The organism is Streptomyces sp. 71268 (assembly GCF_029392895.1).
Taxonomy (GTDB): Bacteria; Actinomycetota; Actinomycetes; order Streptomycetales; family Streptomycetaceae; genus Streptomyces.
In genome coordinates this window covers 5,462,501-5,484,751 of record NZ_CP114200.1, presented here as the reverse complement: position 1 = coordinate 5,484,751, position 22,251 = coordinate 5,462,501, and the positions used below count along the sequence as shown (strand labels likewise).

Here is a 22,251-nt window from a genome sequence, read left to right as displayed (position 1 = left end):
GGCACGGGCGGCGGGCGGGACGTCATCAGGCCGTCAGCTCCTCGGCCAGCTCGATGGCCTCGGCCAACGTGTCGGCGATGGGCACCCCGGCCGCCGCGAGGCTGGCCCGGCTGTGCGAGCCGCCGGAGTAGAGCACGGCGTGCGCCCCGACCTGCCGCGCGGCCAGCGCGTCGTCGAGCGCGTCGCCGATCACCACGGTCCGGCCCGCCCGCACCCCGTCGAGCCGCGCGAGGTGGCGCACCATGTCCTCCGCCTTGCCGCCGCCGGACGGCCCCGTACGCCCCTGCACGTGGACGAAGCGCGACTCGATGCCGAAGCCGCGCACCAGGGGCACCAGGTTGTCGTGCTCGTACAGGGAGAGCAGGGACTGCGTGCGCCCCGTGGTCTGCCAGCGTTCGAGCAGCGCCTCCGCGCCTGCGGCGAGCCGGCAGGCGGCCCGCCGCGCCGCGTACTGGCGCTGGAACGCCACGTCCATCTGCTCCCACTCCCGCGGCGTCGGCAGTCGGCCCATGAGGCGCTCGTAGAAGCGCGGGATGGGCACGCAGTACAGCTCGCGATAGCGCTCAAGGGTGATGGGGTCGAGGCCGATCTCGGCGAACGCGGCGTTGGTGGCCGCGATCACGGCGTCGATGTCGTGGAAGAGGGTGCCGTTCCAGTCCCAGATGATGTGCGTCTCGCGCTTACCCATGCCTTCGACGGTACCCGGCACCTCTGACAGCCGACCCACGCGTTCGCCAACTCCCGCCGAACCGCCGGCGGGGACCCGCGCCGGGCACCCCCGGCGGTCGGGCAGACCAGGGACCGGGCAACCCCGGGGCCGCGCGGACCCGGGCGGGCCAGGGCCCGAGGGCCCGAGGGCCCGGGGCTCAGTCGATGAGGTTGGGGATCTCCTGGGTCGCGTACCACAGCAGCTCGTGGTCCTCGGCCCCGTCCACCGTGAACTGGGCGTCGTCGTCGCCCTGGTCGGCCGCGCCGAGCGCGGCGGCCGCGGCGCTCACGTCCGCCTCCGCGTCCGGCCCGTCCATGTGCACCGCGGCGGCCTTGCTCAGCGGGATGGCGGTGGCGACGCGCACTTCCCCAAGGGCCGACTGGTCGAGGCCACGGTCCGGGTCGGCGACGGCCTGGCCGTCCGCCACGTCTACCGCCACGACCACGCGACGGCGGGGCGCCGAGGGGGTGCCGGCGAGCTGGCGCAGCGAGGCCGCCGCGGCCCGGTTGAGCGCCGCGTACTCCAGCTCCTCGATGTCGTCCGAGACGTACCACTCGCGCAGCGCCGGCGTCACCGCGTAGGCGTCCAGCGGGGCCGGGCCCAGCTCGCCCGCCTGGAGCGCCTCGGCGAGGCCGGGGAGGGTCAGGGGGACGTACACGCGCATGTTCGCCGCTTTCGTAAAGACATGTCCGTCACGGCACGCGGAGCCGTGCCGCCCGCAAGCATAAGCGCGCCGGTCCCCCTTCGGAGGAGGGGCTCCGGCCCGTGCCGTACCGCGTGCACCACCTCGCCCCGGGCGCAAGAGCTGTCCCGCTCCCCTTCTCGGGATTCACCCAGATAGGTGGTCACACACAGCGAGGCTCCCACCCCCACTTCGGCGTTGCCCGGACCCGAACCCCGCCGGTAGAAGTCACGCAACGAAAGCTACTGCCCGGTATCGACGCCGGGCCGGGACGACGGGGGCGCGTGACGGATGGAGCGACGGAGCAACGGGACAGCCACGCGAGGGGCCGCGAGCACCACCACACACGCCCGCCCCGCGCCGCCTCGTACGGAGCCGGCCGCCCTGCCACGCACCGGGACGCGGGCCGACGGCGCGCCGGGAGCGGTGGGAGCGGTGGGCCCCGGGGCCGCGATCGGAGCCGGCCCCGGCGGGCACCGGGTGCCGAGGCAGCACAGCGGCCCGCCACGCCGGCGCGACCAGCGGTGCCCCGGCGGCGCGGACCTGGCCGCCCGGCACCGCGCCCGCGAACGGCTGCCCCGCTACTGGTTCGCCAACCGGCTGCTGCTGACCCTCAGCGGTCAGCGCCCGGTGCACTGGATGCTCGGCCACACCCAGGGCGCCGCGTACGACCAGTTGACCCGCCTCGCCCCGCACCCGAGCCTGTGCCCGCCCACGAACACGAGCGCCGCGACCACGAGCGTCACGGCCCGCGCCGCGGCCCGCACGCACCCGGCCGGGCTGGGCCCACGGGTGTGGCCGCCGGTCGTGCGGCACTGCGACGAGTTCCGCCCCGAGCCCTGGGTCATCGAGGCGTTCGCCCGCATCGCGGCCGGCGACCGGCTGCGGGCGCTGGCCTTCCGGCTTGAGGAGGGCGCCGACGGCCGCTGGCGCTGCGCCGCGATCGACCTCGGCCACCCACCGGGCCACCCCGGGCCGCCGTGACCGCCGCCACCGCCCTGACCGTCGTGACCGCCGAGCCAGGCAGGCCACCGGCGTGACAGCGGGCCCGACACGAGCCCGGCGACGCGGGGAAGACCGACCGAGGCCGGCCGTGTGGGGGCCCACTACTCAACCCGTACCACCGCGGGAGCGACCCTGGTCCGGCCGGGCCCGGCGCGGCCCAGGCCAGCCCTGGGCACCCGCGACCGAACGCGCCGAGGGCCCGGCATCGCGACGATGCCGGGCCCTCGGTCCGGAGCGGCTCACACCGCCCCGGTGGGTCATGACGTCCTACTTCTTGCGGCGACGGCCGCCCTTCTGCGCCTTGCGACGCTCGGCGCGGGTCTGGCCGCCGGCGGCGGGCACCGCCGCCGAGCCGCTGTCCCCGTCCCCGGTCGCGGTGGCGAAGTCGCCCTCGACCACGCCGCCCTCGCCGTCCACGGTGGGCGCCGAGAAGTGCAGCCGGTCCGGGCGCTGCGGCGCGTCCAGGCCCTTGGCGTGGATCTCAGGACGGGCCGCGCCCGCGGCGACGGGCTCGCGCTCGCCCTTCTCCAGGGAGGGCGCCGCATCCTGTACCGGCACCTCCTCGACCTGCTGCTCGACCTGGACCTCCAGGTTGAACAGGTAGCCGACGGACTCCTCCTTGATGCCCTCCATCATGGCGGTGAACATGTCGAAGCCCTCGCGCTGGTACTCGACCAGCGGGTCCTTCTGGGCCATCGCGCGCAGCCCGATGCCCTCCTGGAGGTAGTCCATCTCGTAGAGGTGCTCGCGCCACTTGCGGTCCAGCACCGAGAGCACCACGCGGCGCTCCAGCTCACGCATGATCTCCGAGCCGAGCTGCTCCTCACGCGCCGCGTACTGCGCGTGGATGTCTTCCTTGATCGCGTCGGTGATGAACTCCGCGGTGAGCCCGGCACGGTCGCCGCCGACCTCGTCCTCAAGCTGCTCGATGGTCACCTGCACCGGGTAGAGCTGCTTGAACGCGCCCCACAGTCGGTCCAGGTCCCACTCCTCGGCGAACCCCTCGACGGTCTCGGCCTGTACGTAGGCGTCGATCGTGTCGTCCATGAAGTGGAGGATCTGCTCGTGCAGGTCCTCGCCCTCCAGGACGCGGCGGCGCTCGCCGTAGATGACCTCGCGCTGCCGGTTGAGCACCTCGTCGTACTTGAGGACGTTCTTACGCGTCTCGAAGTTCTGCTGCTCGACCTGCGACTGGGCGGAGGCGATGGCGCGGGTGACCATCTTGTTCTCGATCGGCACGTCGTCGGGCACGTTGGCCATCGACATCACGCGCTCGACCATCTGGGCCTTGAACAGGCGCATCAGGTCGTCGCCGAGCGAGAGGTAGAAGCGGGACTCGCCCGGGTCGCCCTGACGACCGGAACGACCGCGGAGCTGGTTGTCGATGCGCCGCGACTCGTGCCGCTCGGTGCCCAGGACGTAGAGCCCGCCGAGCTCCTTGACCTCCTCGTGCTCCGCCTTGACCGCGGCCTTCGCCCGCTCCAGGGCGGCGGGCAGCGCGGCGGCCCACTCCTCGACGTGCTCGACCGGGTCCAGGCCCTTACCGCGCAGCTCGGTCTCGGCCAGGTCGTCCGGGTTGCCGCCGAGCTGGATGTCCGTACCACGGCCGGCCATGTTGGTCGCCACCGTGACCGCGCCCTTGCGGCCGGCCTGGGCGACGATCGTCGCCTCCCGGTCGTGCTGCTTGGCGTTGAGCACCTCGTGCCGCACGCCGCGCTTGTTCAGCTGCTGCGAGAGGTACTCGGACTTCTCCACCGAGGTCGTGCCGACCAGGACCGGCTGGCCCTTCTCGTGCTTCTCGACGATGTCCTCGACCACCGCTGCGAACTTCGCGGGCTCGGTGCGGTAGATCAGGTCGGGCTGGTCGATGCGGACCATCGGCCGGTTGGTCGGGATGGGGACCACGCCGAGCTTGTAGATCTGGTGGAACTCGGCCGCCTCGGTCATGGCCGTACCGGTCATGCCCGAGAGGGTGCCGTAGAGGCGGAAGAAGTTCTGCAGGGTGATCGTGGCGAGGGTCTGGTTCTCGTCCTTGATGTCCACCCCTTCCTTCGCCTCGATCGCCTGGTGCATGCCCTCGTTGTAGCGGCGGCCGGCGAGGATACGGCCGGTGTGCTCGTCGACGATCATGACCTCGCCGTCGATGACGACGTAGTCCTTGTCCTTCTTGAACAGTTCCTTCGCCTTGATGGCGTTGTTCAGATAGCCGACGAGCGGGGTGTTGACCGACTCGTAGAGGTTGTCGATCCCGAGCCAGTTCTCGACCTTGGTGACGCCGGACTCGTGGATGCCGACGGTCCGCTTCTTCTCGTCGACCTCGTAGTCGCCGGTCTCCTGCTGCGGGTTGCCGTCCTCGTCCCGCTTGGTCGGGTTGGCGGCCTCGCCACGGGTCAGCCGCTTCACGAGCTTCGCGAAGTCGCCGTACCACTTGGTGGCCTGGTCGGCGGGGCCGGAGATGATCAGCGGCGTACGGGCCTCGTCCACGAGGATGGAGTCGACCTCGTCCACGATCGCGAAGTTGTGCCCGCGCTGCACCAGTTCGTCCTGCGACCACGCCATGTTGTCGCGCAGGTAGTCGAAGCCGAACTCGTTGTTGGTGCCGTACGTGATGTCGCAGTTGTACTGCTCGCGCCGCTGGGCGGGCGTCATGTTGGCGAGGATGCAGCCGACGGACAGGCCCAGGAACTTGTGGACCCGGCCCATCATCTCGGAGTCACGCTCGGCCAGGTAGTCGTTGACCGTGATCAGGTGCACGCCCTTGCCGGACAACCCGTTGAGGTAGGCCGGCAGCGTGCCGACGAGGGTCTTGCCCTCACCGGTCTTCATCTCGGCGACGTAGCCCAGGTGCAGCGCGGCGCCACCCATGATCTGTACGTCGTAGTGGCGCTGACCGAGGACGCGCTTGGCAGCCTCACGGACCGTGGCGAACGCCTCGGGCAGGAGGTCATCGAGACTCTCGCCGTCCGCGTACCGCTCCTTGTACTCGTCCGTGAGAGCGCGCAGCTCTGCGTCGGAGAGGTTCAGGAAGTCCTCTTCGATGGAGTTGACCTGGCCCGCGATGCGGTGCAGCTTGCGCAGGATCTTTCCTTCGCCTGCACGCATGAGCTTGTTGAGGACGGACACGTAGGCTGGCTCCTTGCCGGTCGGACCTGGCACGGTTCGGGTGCGCTAGCGCGGCATTATCGGGGGCCACGGGGCCTGCCGCAACGGCCATCGTAAGTCAGGACCAGCCTGCCCCGGGAGGTCCGTCGGCACGAAGGCTCGCTATCGCCCTCTGTTCCCAACGCGCGAACCCCGCCGAAGGTGCCTGGAGACCCCCCGGAAGGGCGGGACCACCACCGCCTCTCCAGCCCCACGAGACACGGCCGGTCCCGTTCCCCACTCGCCCGCCCACGCGTGGCAATTACGCATCGTGACCACGCGAACCGCCGCCGGCGCCCGCTCCCCCCGCCCCTTCGCGCGCGACAGACCCACGTCATCCGTACGGGAGGCGGCGCCACACCCTTCGTACGGGGAACGGCACCCCGCCATCCGCACGACGCCCCCTCCGGCCGCGCGGAGCCCGGCGCGCCGCCCGCCCCGGCCGCACACCTCGCCTCCGCCCCGGAGCCGTACACCGCCCGGCCCCGCACCGTCCGGCCCCGCATCGCCGGCCTGGCCGGTGAGGTGCGAGGGACTCGGGCCGTCCCCCCACGCCGGAGTACAAAATGGTTTTCGCACACCGGGTGGAGCGACCACACTCGATCCATGGAGCCCCTGATACTCACCACCCCTCGCCTGGTCCTGCGCCCGTTCGAGGCGTCCGACGTGGACGCCGTCTTCGCCGCCTGCCAGGACCCGGACATTCCGCGCTGGACGAACGTGCCCTCGCCCTACCTGCGCGAGCACGCCGAGAACTTCGTCACCGAGATGGTCCCGAACGGCTGGCGTGACAACACCTCGTACAGCCTCGCCGTGGTCACGAAGGACGACGGCGTGCTCGTGGGCGCCATGGGCCTGGTCCGCCTGGAGCTGGCCGGCCCGGAGCGGCAGGCGGAGATCGGCTACTGGACGGTTAAGGAACACCGTGGCCGCGGCTACACCGTCGAAGCCGCCCGCCGCATGATCGACTGGGCCTTCGGCGAGCTGGGCGTGGAGCGCATGGAGTGGTACGCCGAGGTCGGCAACGAGGGCTCCTGGGCCGTCGCGCGCTCGCTCGGCTTCCAACGGGAGGGCACCCTGCGCGCCCGCATCCCGCACGCGGGCACCCGCCGCGACTCCTGGATCGGCTCCCTCCTCCCCAGCGACCTCAACCTCCCGAGCCCGACCCCGTACCTGCCTGGCCCGCAACCGTCCTGACTCACGGGCGGCACGGGGCGGGGCGGTCGCCGGGCGGCACGGGGCGGGGCGGTCGCCCGGGTGGAGTGGTGCGGTCGCCGGACGGGTAGCGGGGGGCGGTCGCCGGTCGGGCAGCGGGGGCGGCTGGGCGGCGCGGGGGCGGGTGCCGGTTTCGTCCCCGGCGTCCGGCTCGGTAGGCGGACCGGCCGTGGGGCCCGCCCGGCGTGGTGAATGAGGTCCCGGCGGACTCGGGCGAGGCTCGGGCGGGGTCCCAGCGGGGTTCGGGCCAGGGTCGAGCGGGGCTCTGGCGGGCCCGGGCGAGGCTTGGGCGGGGCGCTGGGCTCACTCGATCGTGGGACAACGCCGGCTCCGTGGGCCCGCCATCGGCCCCGCGCCACGGCGGGCCGCGCGCCCGACGGCGTTGTCAGTGCCACCGTTTACTGTGTCCGGCATGACAACTCCCCTGTCAGCGAGCCGCGTCGCACGCGCTACCGACGCGGCGACGCCACCCGCGCGCCCCGAGGTCACCCTGTCCGCCGACGAGGCCCGCCGCATCGCGCTGCGCGCCCAGGGGCTGCTGGGCGCGCGGGACCAACGGGCGGGCGTGCGCGGGGTGTTGCGCTCGCTGGGAGCGGTGCAGTTGGACACCATCTCCGTCCTGGCCAGGTCCCACGAACTGGTCCCGTACGCCCGGCTCGGCGCCGTCGGCCGCGACACCGTGGAGGCCGCGTACTGGACGGAGACGCACAGCTTCGAGTACTGGTCCCACGCCGCCTGCATCCTGCCGGTCGAGGAGTGGCCGCACTTCGCCTTCCGGCGCCGCGCGTACCGCGACCGCCCCCAGTGGCACCACGACCTGCCGGCCGGTGTCTACGAGAAGGTCATCGCCCAGTTGCGCGCCGAGGGCCCGCTGACCGCCACCGAACTGGGCGGCGCGAAGAACGGCGGCGAGTGGTGGGACTGGTCGGCGACGAAGGTCGCCGTCGAGCGCGCCCTGATGTACGGCGAGGTCGTCTGCACCGAGCGGCGCGGCTGGAAGCGGGTCTACGACCTGGCCGAGCGCGCGATCCCGGGGGACCTGCTGCACGACGACCTGCCGGACGCGGAGTGCCTGCGGCGGCTGGTCGCACAGGCCGGCGCGGCGATGGGCGTGGCCACACGCGCGGACCTCGCCGACTACCACCGGATCAGGAACGAGCAGGTGGACGCCGTCATCGCCAGTACGGGGCTGACGCCGGTCGAGGTCAAGGGATGGGACAAGCCGGCCTGGGCCGACCCGGCCGCGCTCGCCGCGGAGTCCGCGGGGCGCCGGGAGCGACACCGGACGACGCTGCTGTCGCCGTTCGACTCGCTGGTCTGGGACCGGCCGCGCACCCAGCGCCTCTTCGACTTCACCCACCGGCTTGAGGCGTATGTGCCGAAGCCCAAGCGGATACACGGCTACTTCGCGATGCCCCTGCTCACCGGCGGCAAGCTGGTGGGCCGCGTGGACCCGGCCCGGGAGGGCACGACGCTGGTGGCCCGACAGCTCTCGCTCCGGGGCGCGAAGGACGTGGCCCCCATGGCCCGCGCCCTGCGCGAGGCCGCCGAGTGGGTGGGCTGCGATGCCGTACGGATCGAGCGCGTGAACCACCCCGACCTGGCCGCCCCACTCACCGCCGCCCTCGCCTGACGGCTTCCCGACCCTGGTGCGCGCCCCGGGGCAGGGGCACCTCGGGGTCGGGGGTGTCTCGGGGCAGGGGCGCCTCGGCCGGGAGGGGCGCTCCGCCCCGCCTGGCCACTGGTACCCCACGGTGTCCCCGGCCGTCCGCCGTGCGCCGTGCGCCGTGCGTCGTTGGCCAGGCTCCGATCAACCACCACCGGTCAGCCGCCGCCGCACGGTCGCGTTCGGCTCCGCGACGGCCGCCTCAGGTGCGGCCGTCGCGACCCGTCACCTGATTTCGAGGATCTTCTCGCGCATCGCGTACACCACCGCTTCCATGCGCGAATGGAGCTGCAGCTTCTCCAGGATGTTGCGGACGTGGTTCTTGACCGTGTTCTCGCTGATGAACAACTCCTTCGCGATATCGCGGTTGTTCATCCCGGTGGCGACGAGCTTGAGCACCTCAAGCTCGCGGTCGGTCAGTCGAGGCGCGGGCACAAGGCGCCGCTCGTCGGTGCGCTGGATCATCGACTTGAACTCGGTCAGCAGCTTGGACGCCATGGACGGGCTGATCTGCGACTGTCCGTCGGCAACGGCCCGGATCGCGGTCGCCACCTCGTCGGTGGAGATCTCCTTGAGCAGGTATCCGGTGGCGCCGGCCTTGATCGCGTCGTAGAGATCGGCCTCCTCGTCGCTGATCGTCAGCATGATGATCTTGGCGCTGGGGGCCACCTCCTTGATGGCGGTACACGCCTCGATCCCGCCCCGCTTGGGCATGCGGACATCCATCAACACGATGTCGGGAAGCAGGTCCGCCGCCTTCTCGACGGCCTCAGCCCCATCCCCGGCCTCGCCAATGACCTGGATGTCCACTTCCTGCGCGAGTACGATCTCCAGTCCTCGGCGGAAGAGCGCGTGATCGTCCACAACGAGGACCCGGATCGGCTCCTTGCGCGACTCGCCCCTGTCCGTTCCGACGTCGACGCCGTCACCGTCGTCATCGTCGGGCACGGGCCCGAAGCTGTCCGCCATCGTTCCTCCCCCATGAAGGCCGTGGCCTTGCGGTTTCACCTAGCTCTGCACGCCAACCAGTCCCCACCGAGCGCCGATTGACCACGCCGCCATGATTCCATGCCCGCGGGGTGGCCCGGTGCTCCCGCCATCCGCACCGTAGTGCCCCGGAGGGCCAACTCGGCCCTCCCGGGGCACCACCTACACCGTCGTACGGGACACGGCCGTCACCGCGCCTCGTACATCAATTCAGTCAGCTCTCATCGGTTCACCACGTTGATCCCCAACTTCGCGTGCCGCGCCCTGCGGCGCCGACGCCGGGCCGGGCTCGCCATCGACCGTGGTCAGCCGAGGGTCAGACGCGGAACAGGCGGGGATCAGCCGCCGAGCGCGCCGCCGGCGCCACCCGGCTCCTCGCCGACGAACGCCTCCGTCTTGAGGTGGATCACGCCATAGTCGTAGCCGTGTCGCCGGTACACCACGCTCGGGTGGTTGGTGTCCGAGTCGACGAACAAGTAGAAGTCATGGCCGACCAACTCCATTTCGTACAGGGCCTGGTCGAGCGTCATCGGTGCCGCCGCGTGCGTCTTCTCGCGGACGATGAGCGGGCCCTCGCCGCGCACCTCAAGCGGCCCCATCCTCGTGGTGGGCACGCCGTCCGCAGCGCCGGCCTCGGCCTCGCCGCCCTCGCCGGACCCGTTGATCCGGGCGGCCTCCGGCACGGCCACCGCGACGTCACTCGCCGGGATGCGGCCGTTGCCACGCCGGGTGTGACGCTTGTCGTTCTGCTTGCGCAGGCGCTGCTCCAGCTTGCCCGTGGCGAGGTCGAGCGCCACGTACGGATCGGCGGCGGCGGCCTCTGCCCGGATCACCGGCCCCCGGGAGCGGAGCGTGATCTCCACTCGGTCGGAACGGTCGGCCTGGCGCGGGTTGTGCTCCTTGGACACCTCGACGTCGAGGCTGATCACCTTGCCGTCGAGCTTCTGGATCTTCTCCAGCTTCAGCTTCTCGGCCACGTGCTTGCGGAACCGCTCCGGCACCTCTGTCTTGCGGCCCTTCACGACGATGTCCACGCAGAACTCCGTTCCCGGATTGCTCCGTTGGCTGTTCGAAGCACATCCGTTTCGCACTGGGCCCGAGAGAATTCCAGGGCCCCCGACTCGGCGGCTTTCACCTCCTCCTCCCCCGCCATTGGGCTGTACACCCCACCGTCTTCACTTTTCTATGGAACACGGAAAGGCACGAAGCACGCTAAGCGGATATCAGCGCCATAGCGGCACCTAGTCCTCACAACCGAACATAGCTCGCTCGGTCCGGAGTCGGCACCCCCTACTGGCACGTACCTCCGTTCAGGTGCTTTTTCGCTGTTACTAGCTGCAACGTCGCACGTTCGTCATCAGTTCCGATTCGCACCGAATGCGCTGTGGGAGGCGGCCACCACCGCGGCTCCCGCCAGCCCTTCCCGTGCTGGGCCCACGCCAGGCGCCCCAGCCGCGGCCGCCGGCCCGACACCTGAAACACCGAGTGCCCCGGGAACCCCGCTCCAATCAGCGCCAGCCGACACCCGTATTCCCGTCCGTCCGGCAACCGCGGCACCGCTCGCCTGCCCGGGCCACACGCCCGACGCCTTCCCCGCCGCGTCCCGACCACCGCTCCCGTCGTCAGCACGGCCGGTCGCACTCCGCCCCATCGCGACACGCACCGCCCGCGCCGCCTCCGCGAGCGTCGCCCCGGTGGTCATGAGGTCGTCCACCAGCACCACGGGACCGCCGCTCAGCAGCCGCTCCGCACCCGGGTCGGCCCACAGCGCCCCGCTCACGTTCGCCACCCGCTGCGCGGCGCCCAGCCCCGCCTGATCCATCACCGTCCGCCGCTGCCGCAACACCGAGAGCACCCGGGCAGGCACCCCCTGCCCCCGTAGGACCCGCGCCGCGGCGAGGGCTATCCGCCTCGTGGGGTCGTGCCCACGCGCGGCCACCGCTCGACGCGCCGACGGCACCGGAACCAGCAGGATCGGTCGCAGGACTCCCTCACCACCGGCCGCGACCGCGGCCACCAGAGCGGAACAACCCTCCTCCACACCGCCCCCACGCCCCGCCGACCGCCCGGGCCCGACACCCAGGTCAGCGGGCTCTCCCCGGACGCGGGCCCGCTCGGCTGCCCCGCCGCTCCACGCATCCGGTGGCGAGTGCCCGGCTGGAGCGGGCGCCTGGGCCGGAGCTGCCCACGCGCCTACCGGCCACGGCCCCCACCCCGGCCCGCTCACGCCAGGCGGCCCCATACGCCCCCGAGCGGAGTGCACAGCCGCCGGCCACACCTCCGTCGCCCCGACACCCCGTAACCACGCCTGTCGCCACACCACCGCGCAGACCGCCAGCGCCAGTGCGGTCCCCAGCGGCCCGGCCAGCCGTAACGCCCCCCGCTCCTTGTGGGCGAGCAGGATCGATCTGCACGCCCCGGCATACGCCGCTGCCGCGTACACCACGGGCAGTCCCCGTGGCGTCGGACTCGGCCGCACCCGACACGCGCTCCCGCCGAGCAGCACCGCGCGGCACCGCTCGCACAGCACGACCCGAGGCGCCCCGCACCCCGCGCACTCGACCGGCAGAACCAGCCCCGTCGCCTCTCGCCACCATCCCCGCATGCCTCCACTGTCCCGCCGCGACCGCGGGCCCGCCACCCCTGTGGATAACTCTGCTCGCACCGTGCGCCGCCCACTGGAGAGAGCGCCGAAACCGCAGGTCAGCGAGGTAGGAACGGGCACTGCGGACACACGCGACCCTCGCCGGCTCGCACCGCCGCCGGAGGCGCACCCCGGCGTGCGCCGCCCCCACGGTCGCGCTCCCGCCGACGCTCCAGAACGCGGCGGGGCCGGCGCGAAGGGCGACCCGACGACACGACTACGTACAAGGCACGACGCGGCCCCCGAGACCGACCGCACCGGCCCTCACTAGCCCGGGTAAACGGGCGCCGTTCCCTTCTTGACGACGGTCTTCCAGTTCGCGTCCGGAGGCAGTCGGACGATGCCGTCCGACGCCTTGGCGATCAGTGGCCGGTTCTCGTCCTCCGACGCCGCGATCTGCTCGACCTTGCCGGGGCCGGGCAGCGTCGGACTGTTCCCTGGCGAACCGTCGGTCTCCATGTAACGCAGTTCCTGTACGCCGCCCGACTCGGTGCCGGCCACCACGAGTCGGCTGCCGCCGGCCCACGACACGGCGTCCACCTCGTCCAGTTGCGGGGCGAGCGAACGCAGCCCCTTGACGGACAGCGGTGGCTCCGCCGAGGTCTTGGCCCGTTCGAGCCGGCCGAGCCACAGCGACGTATGGCCATCGCGCTCGATCAGCAGGGCGATCCGTGTGCTGTCGGCGGCCACCCGCAACGACACGATCCGGCCGCCGTCGAGCCCGGTGACGTTGACCTCCTCGGGCTCCCCCACCCCGCTGGCCAACCTCAACAGCCGCGGCCTGTCCGGGCTGCGGTCGGCCACCCACAGGTCGCCGAGGCCGTCCCAGCTCGGCACGGTCAGTCCACCCTGTCGGCCGCCGCTCGCACTGTGCAGCCGCGAGCCGCCCCGCTCCACGCCCGGCTTGAGGTCGGCCACGTACAGGTCCCGGCCATTCTGGGACACCCCGGCCGCGGTCCGCTCGTCCCGCGCCACGGCGATCGAACCGAGACTCGCCGTAGGCTCACCGAACGGCCCCGGCACGTGCTCCGGTTCCTCTCCGGTGTCGTCGAGCTGGACCATGCGGCGTTCCTCGTCGATGAAGTACTGGTTGTCCGCCTTGCCGTTGATCCGGTCCGGCGCGTACCCCTCGGCCTGGTCGCGCGTCAACGAGCACAGCTCGGCGCCGGCGGCTCTCTCCAGCACCACCTTGCTGACCTTGGACGTCGACAGGTCCTGCACCGTGAACAGCACCTGAGCCGCCATCTCGTGGCAACGCAACTGGTCGACGCCGGTCGCGTCCTTGCTCAGCGCGATACGCAACTCGTTCGAGTCATCGAGGCGCAGGTGCTTGCTGTCGAGCTGGGTGCCGCTCGGGAAGGACGTACGAACGACCGGTTCCAGCCAGTTGGTGGGTCCGCCCAGCAGCGCCCGCACGGTCGAGGTGACGGGGTCCACCCAACGCCGCAGGTAGACGGGGTCGGCGACCAGGACGTCCTTGCCGACGGCCGACTTGTCGCCGTCGGGGCCCAACTCCGCGAAGTAGTACTTGTTGACGGAGCGGTAGATGCGCTGGAAGTCCGACTCGCCCAGGACCAGGCCCGCCGGAAGCGAGTCGATCCGCCACTGCGAGCCCGACTTCGCCACGTGCAACCGTTCCTCGTACGGCTTCTCGTCGGGCTCGTACGCGTGGTTGGCGTCGACCGTGGCGAGCTGCTTCCCGGACAGCACGATGTCGTACCCCGAGGGGTCCCGGTTGGCACCGCCCTCCACGCGCACCTTGGGCGCCTGCGCGAGCACGGTCGTCTCCGCCAGGGGGTTCCACTCGCCCCGGGCGCGTTTGGTCAGGTACTCGCGCGCCGTCTCAAAGCGGGCCTCATCGCTCGTCGTCGCCTCCAGGAAACCGAGCACCAACTCCCGTGGCTGCTCATCGTTCCCCGGGCGCACCCCGTATACCCGAACGGGTGAATCCGCGTCGGCGCGCGGCGTCGAACCGACCTGTCGTACGTCCCCGCTGTCGGGCATCGACGCACAACCGGCCAGCAACAGCCCGCTGGCCGCGAGGGTGGCGCAGGCCCGTCGCGACATGCCGAGCGTTCCGCCACCGCTCTTCTGTCCGCGACGGCGGATCATGCCGGCAGATAGCGGCACTCCAGGGCGCCCACCACGGTCGCGCGCGCCGGCGCCGACGAGCCCGAGGAGGCTGACGAACAGGCCGGCGGAGTGAGGAGCGCCGCTGGCTCCGCCGTCAGCCCCACGCCCCTCGGCGGCACTCCGACCAGCGCCGACCGCCTCACGACCAACCGCTTCGCGGACGTCCGCCTCATAGCCAGGTACCTCGCGGCCCGTCACCTCATGGTCAGCGCCCACGAGCGCGGCTCCCTCGTTCGCCGGTCACCATCACTCCGCTGTCCCCTCTCGATCCGCGCGTGCGGCGTCCTCCCCCCGCCCGGCGTCACCGATCTCGCCGTCCTCGGCCACGTCCCCGCCGGCTACGTCCTCACCAGCTACGCCCCCGCTGGACGTGCCCCCGTCGCCGTCGCGGCCACGCGAGGCCGCGTCCCGGGGCGCGGCCTCGCCCGACCGGTCACCCGTCGCCGACCCACCCGCCGGCGCGCTTGGCCCCGACACCTGCTGCCCCGGCCGCTTCGACGCGAGAACGGAGGTAGTGGCCCCGGACACCCGATGCGCTCCCGTACCTCCCGTGCCTCCCGTACCCCCCACGCCATCCGCCCGCGCAGCCCCGCCCGAATCACCAGGGCCAGCACCAGCGCCCGCCCCAGCAGCACCAGCACTGCCACCACCAGCACCCGACGTCGCCCCACGTCCACCGGCGGCCGACGCGCCGCTCGCGGCCTTGGCCGCGCGCAGCGCGCGCTTACGGCGCGAGTCCTCCGGTTCGAGCGGTATCGGCGAGCCACGCAACGCGTCGCCCGCCGTGCGCGGGAGCGTCAACCGGAACTGTGAGCCCCCACCAGGCTCCCCCCACGCCTGGAGCCAGCCCCCGTGCAACCGCGCGTCCTCTTCCGCGATCGACAGCCCAAGGCCGGTCCCGCCCGTGGTCCGGGCCCGTGCGGGGTCGGCGCGCCAGAAGCGGTTGAAGACCCGGGTCGCCTCACCGGGCTTGAGCCCGACCCCGTAGTCCCGTACGGCCACGGCGACGGCGCCGCTCTTCGCGGCCAGCCGCACGATCACGTCCTCGCCCTCGCCGTGCTCGACGGCGTTGACCACGAGGTTGCGCAGCACGCGCTCCACGCGACGCGCGTCCGCCTCCGCGATCACCGGCCGGGCGGCGCCACGGATGATGATGCGGCTGCCCTTGCGCTCCGCGAGCGGCTCGGCCCCGTCCACCACCCGCTTGACCACGTCGCGCAGGTCGATCGGCTCCGCCTCCAGCGCCGCCGCGCCCGCGTCGAACCGGCTGATCTCCAGCAGGTCGGCGAGGAGCGACTCGAACCGGTCGAGCTGGCCGCCCAGCAACTCCGCCGATCGCGCGGTCGCCGGGTCGAACTCGTCCCGCGCCTCGTAGATCACGTCGGCGGCCATCCGTACGGTCGTCAACGGCGTCCGCAGCTCGTGCGAGACGTCGGACACGAACCGCCGCTGCATCCGGGAAAGATCCTCCAACTGCTGGATCTTGACCTGGAGGTTGTGCGCCATCTTGTTGAACGCCTCGCCGAGCCGCGCGATGTCGTCCTCGCCGGTGACCTTCATCCGCTCCTGGAGCAGCCCGGCCGCCAGCCGCTCGGAGATGCCGGCGGCCATCCGTACGGGCGTCACGACCTGCCGCACCACCAGCCACGCGATGGCGCCAAGCAGCACCACCACGAACACGCCGGCCGTGGCCAGCGTGCCCTTCACCAGGCTCAGCGACTTCTCCTCCTGCGAGAACGGGAAGAGGTAGTAGAGCTGGTACGGATCGCCGTTGATGTCGTTGAGCCGCTTCCCGATCACCAGCGCGGGCTCGCGCTCGTGGCCGGGGGCGTCGTGCTCGATGTTCGTGTACTGCTCGTACGGGCCCGTGCCGCTGTCGACGCGGTCCCGCAGCTCCCTGCTGATGCTCTCCTCGGGCTTGACGCCACCCGACGCACGCGGCCCGCGCGTGCTGGCGAACAGCTCCTTGTCGGCGTCCGAGCTGAGCGCCACCACCGAGTACACGCCCTGGCCGCCGCTCGCGAGCTGCTGCACCAGCGCGGTGAGCCATGCGCCGGGGTCCCGGTTGCCGCGCGCGCCAGGCCCGTCCTCGCCACGCGAGTCCTCGTTGTTCTCGGCGGCGTCGTCGGCCGCGTTGAACCCGCCCACGGCCTGGCTCTGAGCGGCGTGCCGCTTGGCGTCCAGCAGCCCGTTGCGCACCTGGCCGATGACGACCACACCGAGGATCAACACCACGCCGAGCGACATGAGCAGCGTGGTGGCGACGACGCGGAGCTGGATGTTCCGCCGGTAGAGCCGCGCGGCCGGCAACAGCGGACGCCGTACCCACCGTACGAACAACCGCAGCACCGGATGCACCGGCGCCCCGGAAGCCCCGTCGGGCAACAGGTTCCCGCCCCGCCACAGCCGACCGAAAAGCGATATGTCGCTTCCCGAATCGACGGGCCGCCCCGCGCCAGGGCCGCCGTCCACCGGGCCCCCCGCGGCCGGGGCGCCCTGCCCCGGCTCCGGAGTGGTCCCACTTCCCGACATCTCAGAACTCAGCTCGGCCCGGCCTTGTAACCCACTCCGCGCACGGTCACGACGATCTCGGGCCGCTCCGGGTCCTTCTCGACCTTGGAGCGCAGTCGCTGTACGTGCACGTTCACCAGTCGGGTGTCCGCGGCGTGCCGGTAACCCCACACCTGCTCAAGCAGCACCTCGCGGGTGAACACCTGCCACGGCTTACGGGCCAGCGCGACCAGCAGATCGAACTCCAGCGGGGTCAGCGCGATCGACTGCCCCTCCCGCTTCACCGAGTGCCCGGCCACGTCGATCACCAGATCGCCGATGACCAACTGCTCCGGCACGGGCTCCTCGGAGCGCCGCAGCCGCGCCCTTATCCGCGCGACCAGCTCCTTGGGCTTGAACGGCTTCACGATGTAGTCGTCGGCGCCGGACTCCAGCCCGACCACCACATCCACGGTGTCGCTCTTGGCCGTGAGCATCACGATCGGCACCCCGGACTCGGCGCGGATCAGCCGGCACACCTCGATGCCATCACGCCCGGGCAACATCAAATCGAGCAGCACCAGATCAGGCTTGGTCTCGCGGAATGCGGCGAGCGCCTTGTCCCCATCGAAAACGAACGACGGTTCAAAGCCTTCGCCGCGCAGCACGATGCCGAGCATCTCTGCCAGTGCGGTGTCGTCGTCGACGACAAGGACGCGTCCCTTCATGTCGTCATCATCCCATTGTCGGACCCGGTGGCTAGACGCGGGCGATCACTCGTCCGCAGCATGTCAGCGCTCCGCTGCCGTACGACCCGGCTGGGACCGACCGACCAGCTCAGCGAGCCCCACCGCCGTCACGGGCGACACGGCTCCCTCCTCCGTCACGATGGCCGTCACGAGATCCGGCGGCGTGACGTCGAAGGCCGGGTTGTACGCCTGGGTGCCCACGGGCGCCAGCGGCGCGCTCGCCGACGCCCCGCGCCTGCCCGCAGAGGCACCCGGACGAGGGACCATCGTCACCTCGTGCGCCGGACGCTGCTCGATCTCGATCGCCGCGCCGTCGGCCGTCGCCAGGTCCACGGTGGTACTGGGCGCCACGACGATGAACGGCACATGGTGGTACTTGGCCAGAACGGCCAGCGGATAACTGCCGACCTTGTTGGCGACCGAACCGTCCGCGGCGATCCGATCGGCCCCGATCAGAACGGCATCCACCTCACCCGCGGCAAAGAGCGAACCCGCCGCGTTGTCGGTCAGCAGCGTGTACGCCATGCCCGCTCGGGCCGCCTCGTACGCGGTCAGCCGCGCCCCCTGCAACAACGGCCGCGTCTCGTCCACCCACAACCGCCGAAGCTGCCCCTTCTGATGCGCCTCCACCGCCACGGCCAACGCCGTTCCGGCGCCACCCGACACCAGCGCGCCCGTATTGCAGTGGGTGAGAACGCGGAAGCCGCCGCCCGGCAGCAGTTCCTCAAGCAGCGCCAGGCCATGCGCGGCCATCCGCGAACTGGCCTCGGCGTCCTCGCGATGCAGCGCACGCGCCTCGGCGAGCGCGGCCGCGGCCGCCTGCTCAGTGTCGTCGCCCGCCGCGAGAGCCGCGGCATGCGCGCCCGCGGCGCGCCGAACCCCGTACCCGAGGTTGACCGCCGTCGGTCGGGCCTGCGCCAGGAGATTCGCGGCCTCGGTCACGTCGTATCCACGAGCCGCCGCGAGTGCCACGCCATACGCCCCGACGATTCCGAGTACGGGAGCACCACGAACGGCGAGCGTACGAATAGCCTCCACGAGGGCCGGCACGTCCGTGCACACCAGCTCGACTTCCTCAACGGGTAGCCGCCGCTGGTCGAGAAGGACCACCACCGGCCCGTCCGACGACGCTTCCCACCGCAGCGTCTGCACACCGTGCGATACGTAGCCGTCCGGTGCTTCCGCATTCTGATCAGCCATCCGCCCAGTCTGCCGCCTGCCGCACCACTTACTGAAGGGCGACAACCCGCCTAGCTGACCATCGACCGGCCGTATGGCAGCAACCACGGACCAGAAGCCCATCCGGCCCGTAAACGCAGAAGAGCCTTGTTACGGATCGAAATCCGTAACAAGGCTCTTCTCAAAAGGAGTTCGGCGGCGTCCTACTCTCCCACAGGGTCCCCCCTGCAGTACCATCGGCGCTGAAAGGCTTAGCTTCCGGGTTCGGAATGTAACCGGGCGTTTCCCTAACGCAATAACCACCGAAACACTATGAAACAAACAACCGGACAACAACACAGTCGTTATTTCAGAACCAACACAGTGAACGCGAGCAACTGAGGACAAGCCCTCGGCCTATTAGTACCAGTCAACTCCACCCCTTACGAGGCTTCCATATCTGGCCTATCAACCCAGTCGTCTACTGGGAGCCTTACCCCATCAAGTGGGTGGGAGCCCTCATCTCGAAGCAGGCTTCCCGCTTAGATGCTTTCAGCGGTTATCCCTCCCGAACGTAGCCAACCAGCCATGCCCTTGGCAGAACAACTGGCACACCAGAGGTTCGTCCGTCCCGGTCCTCTCGTACTAGGGACAGCCCTTCTCAAGACTCCTACGCGCACAGCGGATAGGGACCGAACTGTCTCACGACGTTCTAAACCCAGCTCGCGTACCGCTTTAATGGGCGAACAGCCCAACCCTTGGGACCGACTCCAGCCCCAGGATGCGACGAGCCGACATCGAGGTGCCAAACCATCCCGTCGATATGGACTCTTGGGGAAGATCAGCCTGTTATCCCCGGGGTACCTTTTATCCGTTGAGCGACGGCGCTTCCACAAGCCACCGCCGGATCACTAGTCCCGACTTTCGTCCCTGCTCGACCCGTCAGTCTCACAGTCAAGCTCCCTTGTGCACTTACACTCAACACCTGATTGCCAACCAGGCTGAGGGAACCTTTGGGCGCCTCCGTTACCCTTTAGGAGGCAACCGCCCCAGTTAAACTACCCACCAGACACTGTCCCTGATCCGGATCACGGACCCAGGTTAGACATCCAGCACGACCAGAGTGGTATTTCAACAACGACTCCACACACACTGGCGTGCATGCTTCACAGTCTCCCACCTATCCTACACAAGCCGAACCGAACACCAATATCAAGCTATAGTAAAGGTCCCGGGGTCTTTCCGTCCTGCTGCGCGAAACGAGCATCTTTACTCGTAATGCAATTTCACCGGGCCTATGGTTGAGACAGTCGAGAAGTCGTTACGCCATTCGTGCAGGTCGGAACTTACCCGACAAGGAATTTCGCTACCTTAGGATGGTTATAGTTACCACCGCCGTTTACTGGCGCTTAAGTTCTCAGCTTCGCCAACCCGAAAGTCAGCTAACCGGTCCCCTTAACGTTCCAGCACCGGGCAGGCGTCAGTCCGTATACATCGCCTTACGGCTTCGCACGGACCTGTGTTTTTAGTAAACAGTCGCTTCTCGCTGGTCTCTGCGGCCACCCCCAGCTCACACTGTAAAAGTGATCACCAGAAATGGCCCCCCTTCTCCCGAAGTTACGGGGGCATTTTGCCGAGTTCCTTAACCATAGTTCACCCGAACGCCTCGGTATTCTCTACCTGACCACCTGAGTCGGTTTAGGGTACGGGCCGCCATGAAACTCGCTAGAGGCTTTTCTCGACAGCATAGGATCATCCACTTCACCACAATCGGCTCGGCATCAGGTCTCACCCTCATGTCATCCGGATTTACCTAGACGACGGGCTACACCCTTACCCCGGGACAACCACCGCCCGGGCTGGACTACCTTCCTGCGTCACCCCATCACTTACCTACTACTACCTTGGGTCAGCGGCTCCACCACTCCCCTCAACTCCGAAGAGATCAGGGCGGCTTCACGGCCTTAGCATCAGAAGATTCAGTATTGGGCGCTTCAAAGCGGGTACCGGAATATCAACCGGTTGTCCATCGACTACGCCTGTCGGCCTCGCCTTAGGTCCCGACTTACCCTGGGCAGATCAGCTTGACCCAGGAACCCTTAGTCAATCGGCGCACACGTTTCCCACGTGTGAATCGCTACTCATGCCTGCATTCTCACTCGTGAACCATCCACAACTCGCTTACGCGGCTGCTTCACCCGGCACACGACGCTCCCCTACCCAACCCAACCTCCGTTAGGAGTACATGCTGGATTGACACGACTTCGGCGGTACGCTTGAGCCCCGCTACATTGTCGGCGCGGAATCACTTGACCAGTGAGCTATTACGCACTCTTTCAAGGGTGGCTGCTTCTAAGCCAACCTCCTGGTTGTCTCTGCGACTCCACATCCTTTCCCACTTAGCGTACGCTTAGGGGCCTTAGTCGATGCTCTGGGCTGTTTCCCTCTCGACCATGGAGCTTATCCCCCACAGTCTCACTGCCGCGCTCTCACTTACCGGCATTCGGAGTTTGGCTAAGGTCAGTAACCCGGTAGGGCCCATCGCCTATCCAGTGCTCTACCTCCGGCAAGAAACACACGACGCTGCACCTAAATGCATTTCGGGGAGAACCAGCTATCACGGAGTTTGATTGGCCTTTCACCCCTAACCACAGGTCATCCCCCAGGTTTTCAACCCTGGTGGGTTCGGTCCTCCACACGGTCTTACCCGCGCTTCAACCTGCCCATGGCTAGATCACTCCGCTTCGGGTCTTGAGCGTGCTACTCCAACGCCCTATTCGGACTCGCTTTCGCTACGGCTCCCCCACACGGGTTAACCTCGCAACACACCGCAAACTCGCAGGCTCATTCTTCAAAAGGCACGCAGTCACGACCACCAAGAACAAGTCTCGATGGCGACGCTCCCACGGCTTGTAGGCACACGGTTTCAGGTACTATTTCACTCCGCTCCCGCGGTACTTTTCACCATTCCCTCACGGTACTATCCGCTATCGGTCACCAGGGAATATTTAGGCTTAGCGGGTGGTCCCGCCAGATTCACACGGGATTTCTCGGGCCCCGTGCTACTTGGGAGTCGTACAAGCAAGCCATAGATGTTTCAGCTACGGGGGTCTTACCCTCTACGCCGGGCCTTTCGCATGCCCTTCGCCTACACCTACGGTTTCTGACTCACCCGACGACCGGCAGATCATCGAAGTACGATCCCACAACCCCAACCACGCAACCCCTGCCGGGTATCACACATGACTGGTTTAGCCTCATCCAGTTTCGCTCGCCACTACTCCCGGAATCACGGTTGTTTTCTCTTCCTGCGGGTACTGAGATGTTTCACTTCCCCGCGTTCCCTCCACATACCCTATATATTCAGGTACGGGTGACAGCCCATGACGACTGCCGGGTTTCCCCATTCGGACACCCCCCGGATCAAAGCTCGGTTGACAGCTCCCCGGGGCCTATCGCGGCCTCCCACGTCCTTCATCGGTTCCTGGTGCCAAGGCATCCACCGTGCGCCCTTAAAAACTTGGCCACAGATGCTCGCGTTCACTGTGCAGTTCTCAAACAACGACCAGCCACCCGTCACACACCACAACCGTGATGCTGCACCGGGGCCGGCAACCGAAGACACAACCTCACGGCCGTACCCTCAGACACCCAACAGCGCGCCCAATCCTG

The 22,251-nt window shown here is 69.4% G+C and carries 12 protein-coding genes, 2 rRNA genes and 1 pseudogene; 3 read left to right on the top strand and 12 right to left on the bottom strand.

Annotated elements, in window-relative coordinates; translation table 11 throughout:
* Positions 1-25: 25 nt before the first annotated feature.
* Both OYE22_RS21675 and OYE22_RS21670 read right to left on the bottom strand, forming a co-directional pair.
* Positions 26-688, bottom strand: coding sequence for an HAD family hydrolase (locus OYE22_RS21675; protein WP_277321959.1), 663 nt, complete (start codon positions 686-688; stop codon positions 26-28).
* Positions 689-866: 178 nt separating this feature from the next.
* The gene (locus OYE22_RS21670) at positions 867-1,373 is read right to left on the bottom strand and encodes a hypothetical protein (RefSeq protein WP_277321958.1); all 507 of its coding nucleotides are present in this window, start codon (positions 1,371-1,373) and stop codon (positions 867-869) included.
* A 498-nt stretch (positions 1,374-1,871) separates the two neighbouring features.
* Between OYE22_RS21670 and OYE22_RS21665 the strand changes: the two genes are divergently transcribed.
* Positions 1,872-2,375, top strand: a complete 504-nt coding sequence (locus OYE22_RS21665; protein WP_277321957.1) for an Rv3235 family protein — start codon at positions 1,872-1,874, stop codon at positions 2,373-2,375.
* 288 nt (positions 2,376-2,663) lie between these two features.
* Here OYE22_RS21665 and secA read toward each other — a convergent pair whose 3' ends face one another.
* Complete coding sequence (secA, locus tag OYE22_RS21660) at positions 2,664-5,519, bottom strand: preprotein translocase subunit SecA (RefSeq protein ID WP_277321956.1); 2,856 nt, start codon at positions 5,517-5,519, stop codon at positions 2,664-2,666.
* A 624-nt stretch (positions 5,520-6,143) separates the two neighbouring features.
* On the opposite strand from secA, the gene OYE22_RS21655 reads away from it, so the two are divergent.
* Both OYE22_RS21655 and OYE22_RS21650 read left to right on the top strand, forming a co-directional pair.
* On the top strand, positions 6,144-6,734 hold the full coding sequence (locus OYE22_RS21655; protein ID WP_277321955.1) for a GNAT family protein: 591 nt from the start codon (positions 6,144-6,146) through the stop codon (positions 6,732-6,734).
* Positions 6,735-7,164: 430 nt separating this feature from the next.
* The gene (locus tag OYE22_RS21650) at positions 7,165-8,385 is read left to right on the top strand and encodes a crosslink repair DNA glycosylase YcaQ family protein (protein WP_277321954.1); all 1,221 of its coding nucleotides are present in this window, start codon (positions 7,165-7,167) and stop codon (positions 8,383-8,385) included.
* A gap of 258 nt (positions 8,386-8,643) precedes the next feature.
* Here the strand turns inward: OYE22_RS21650 and OYE22_RS21645 are convergent, their stop codons facing one another.
* The 9 genes and pseudogenes from OYE22_RS21645 to OYE22_RS21600 form a co-directional block, all read right to left on the bottom strand.
* On the bottom strand, positions 8,644-9,387 hold the full coding sequence (locus OYE22_RS21645; protein ID WP_277321953.1) for a response regulator transcription factor: 744 nt from the start codon (positions 9,385-9,387) through the stop codon (positions 8,644-8,646).
* A 356-nt stretch (positions 9,388-9,743) separates the two neighbouring features.
* Positions 9,744-10,439, bottom strand: coding sequence for a ribosome-associated translation inhibitor RaiA (raiA, locus tag OYE22_RS21640; protein ID WP_277321952.1), 696 nt, complete (start codon positions 10,437-10,439; stop codon positions 9,744-9,746).
* 1,289 nt (positions 10,440-11,728) lie between these two features.
* Positions 11,729-12,010, bottom strand: a pseudogene (locus OYE22_RS21630) (ComF family protein); the annotation flags it as partial.
* Between the two features lie 306 nt (positions 12,011-12,316).
* A complete protein-coding gene (locus tag OYE22_RS21625) occupies positions 12,317-14,116 on the bottom strand; it encodes an LpqB family beta-propeller domain-containing protein (RefSeq protein ID WP_277321951.1) in 1,800 nt (599 codons plus the stop codon).
* A gap of 312 nt (positions 14,117-14,428) precedes the next feature.
* Complete coding sequence (gene mtrB, locus OYE22_RS21620) at positions 14,429-16,588, bottom strand: MtrAB system histidine kinase MtrB (protein WP_277324254.1); 2,160 nt, start codon at positions 16,586-16,588, stop codon at positions 14,429-14,431.
* A gap of 134 nt (positions 16,589-16,722) precedes the next feature.
* Positions 16,723-17,400 carry a two-component system response regulator MtrA gene (gene mtrA / locus OYE22_RS21615; RefSeq protein ID WP_277321950.1) on the bottom strand — a complete coding sequence of 226 codons (678 nt, stop codon included), beginning with the start codon at positions 17,398-17,400 and terminating at the stop codon, positions 16,723-16,725.
* Positions 17,401-17,463: 63 nt separating this feature from the next.
* Entirely contained in the window at positions 17,464-18,621 is a 1,158-nt protein-coding gene (gene mtnA / locus OYE22_RS21610) for an S-methyl-5-thioribose-1-phosphate isomerase (protein WP_277324253.1), read from the bottom strand.
* Between the two features lie 169 nt (positions 18,622-18,790).
* Positions 18,791-18,907: ribosomal RNA gene (gene rrf / locus OYE22_RS21605) — 5S ribosomal RNA — on the bottom strand.
* Between the two features lie 72 nt (positions 18,908-18,979).
* Positions 18,980-22,105 (bottom strand): 23S ribosomal RNA (locus tag OYE22_RS21600).
* Positions 22,106-22,251: the final 146 nt, after the last annotated feature.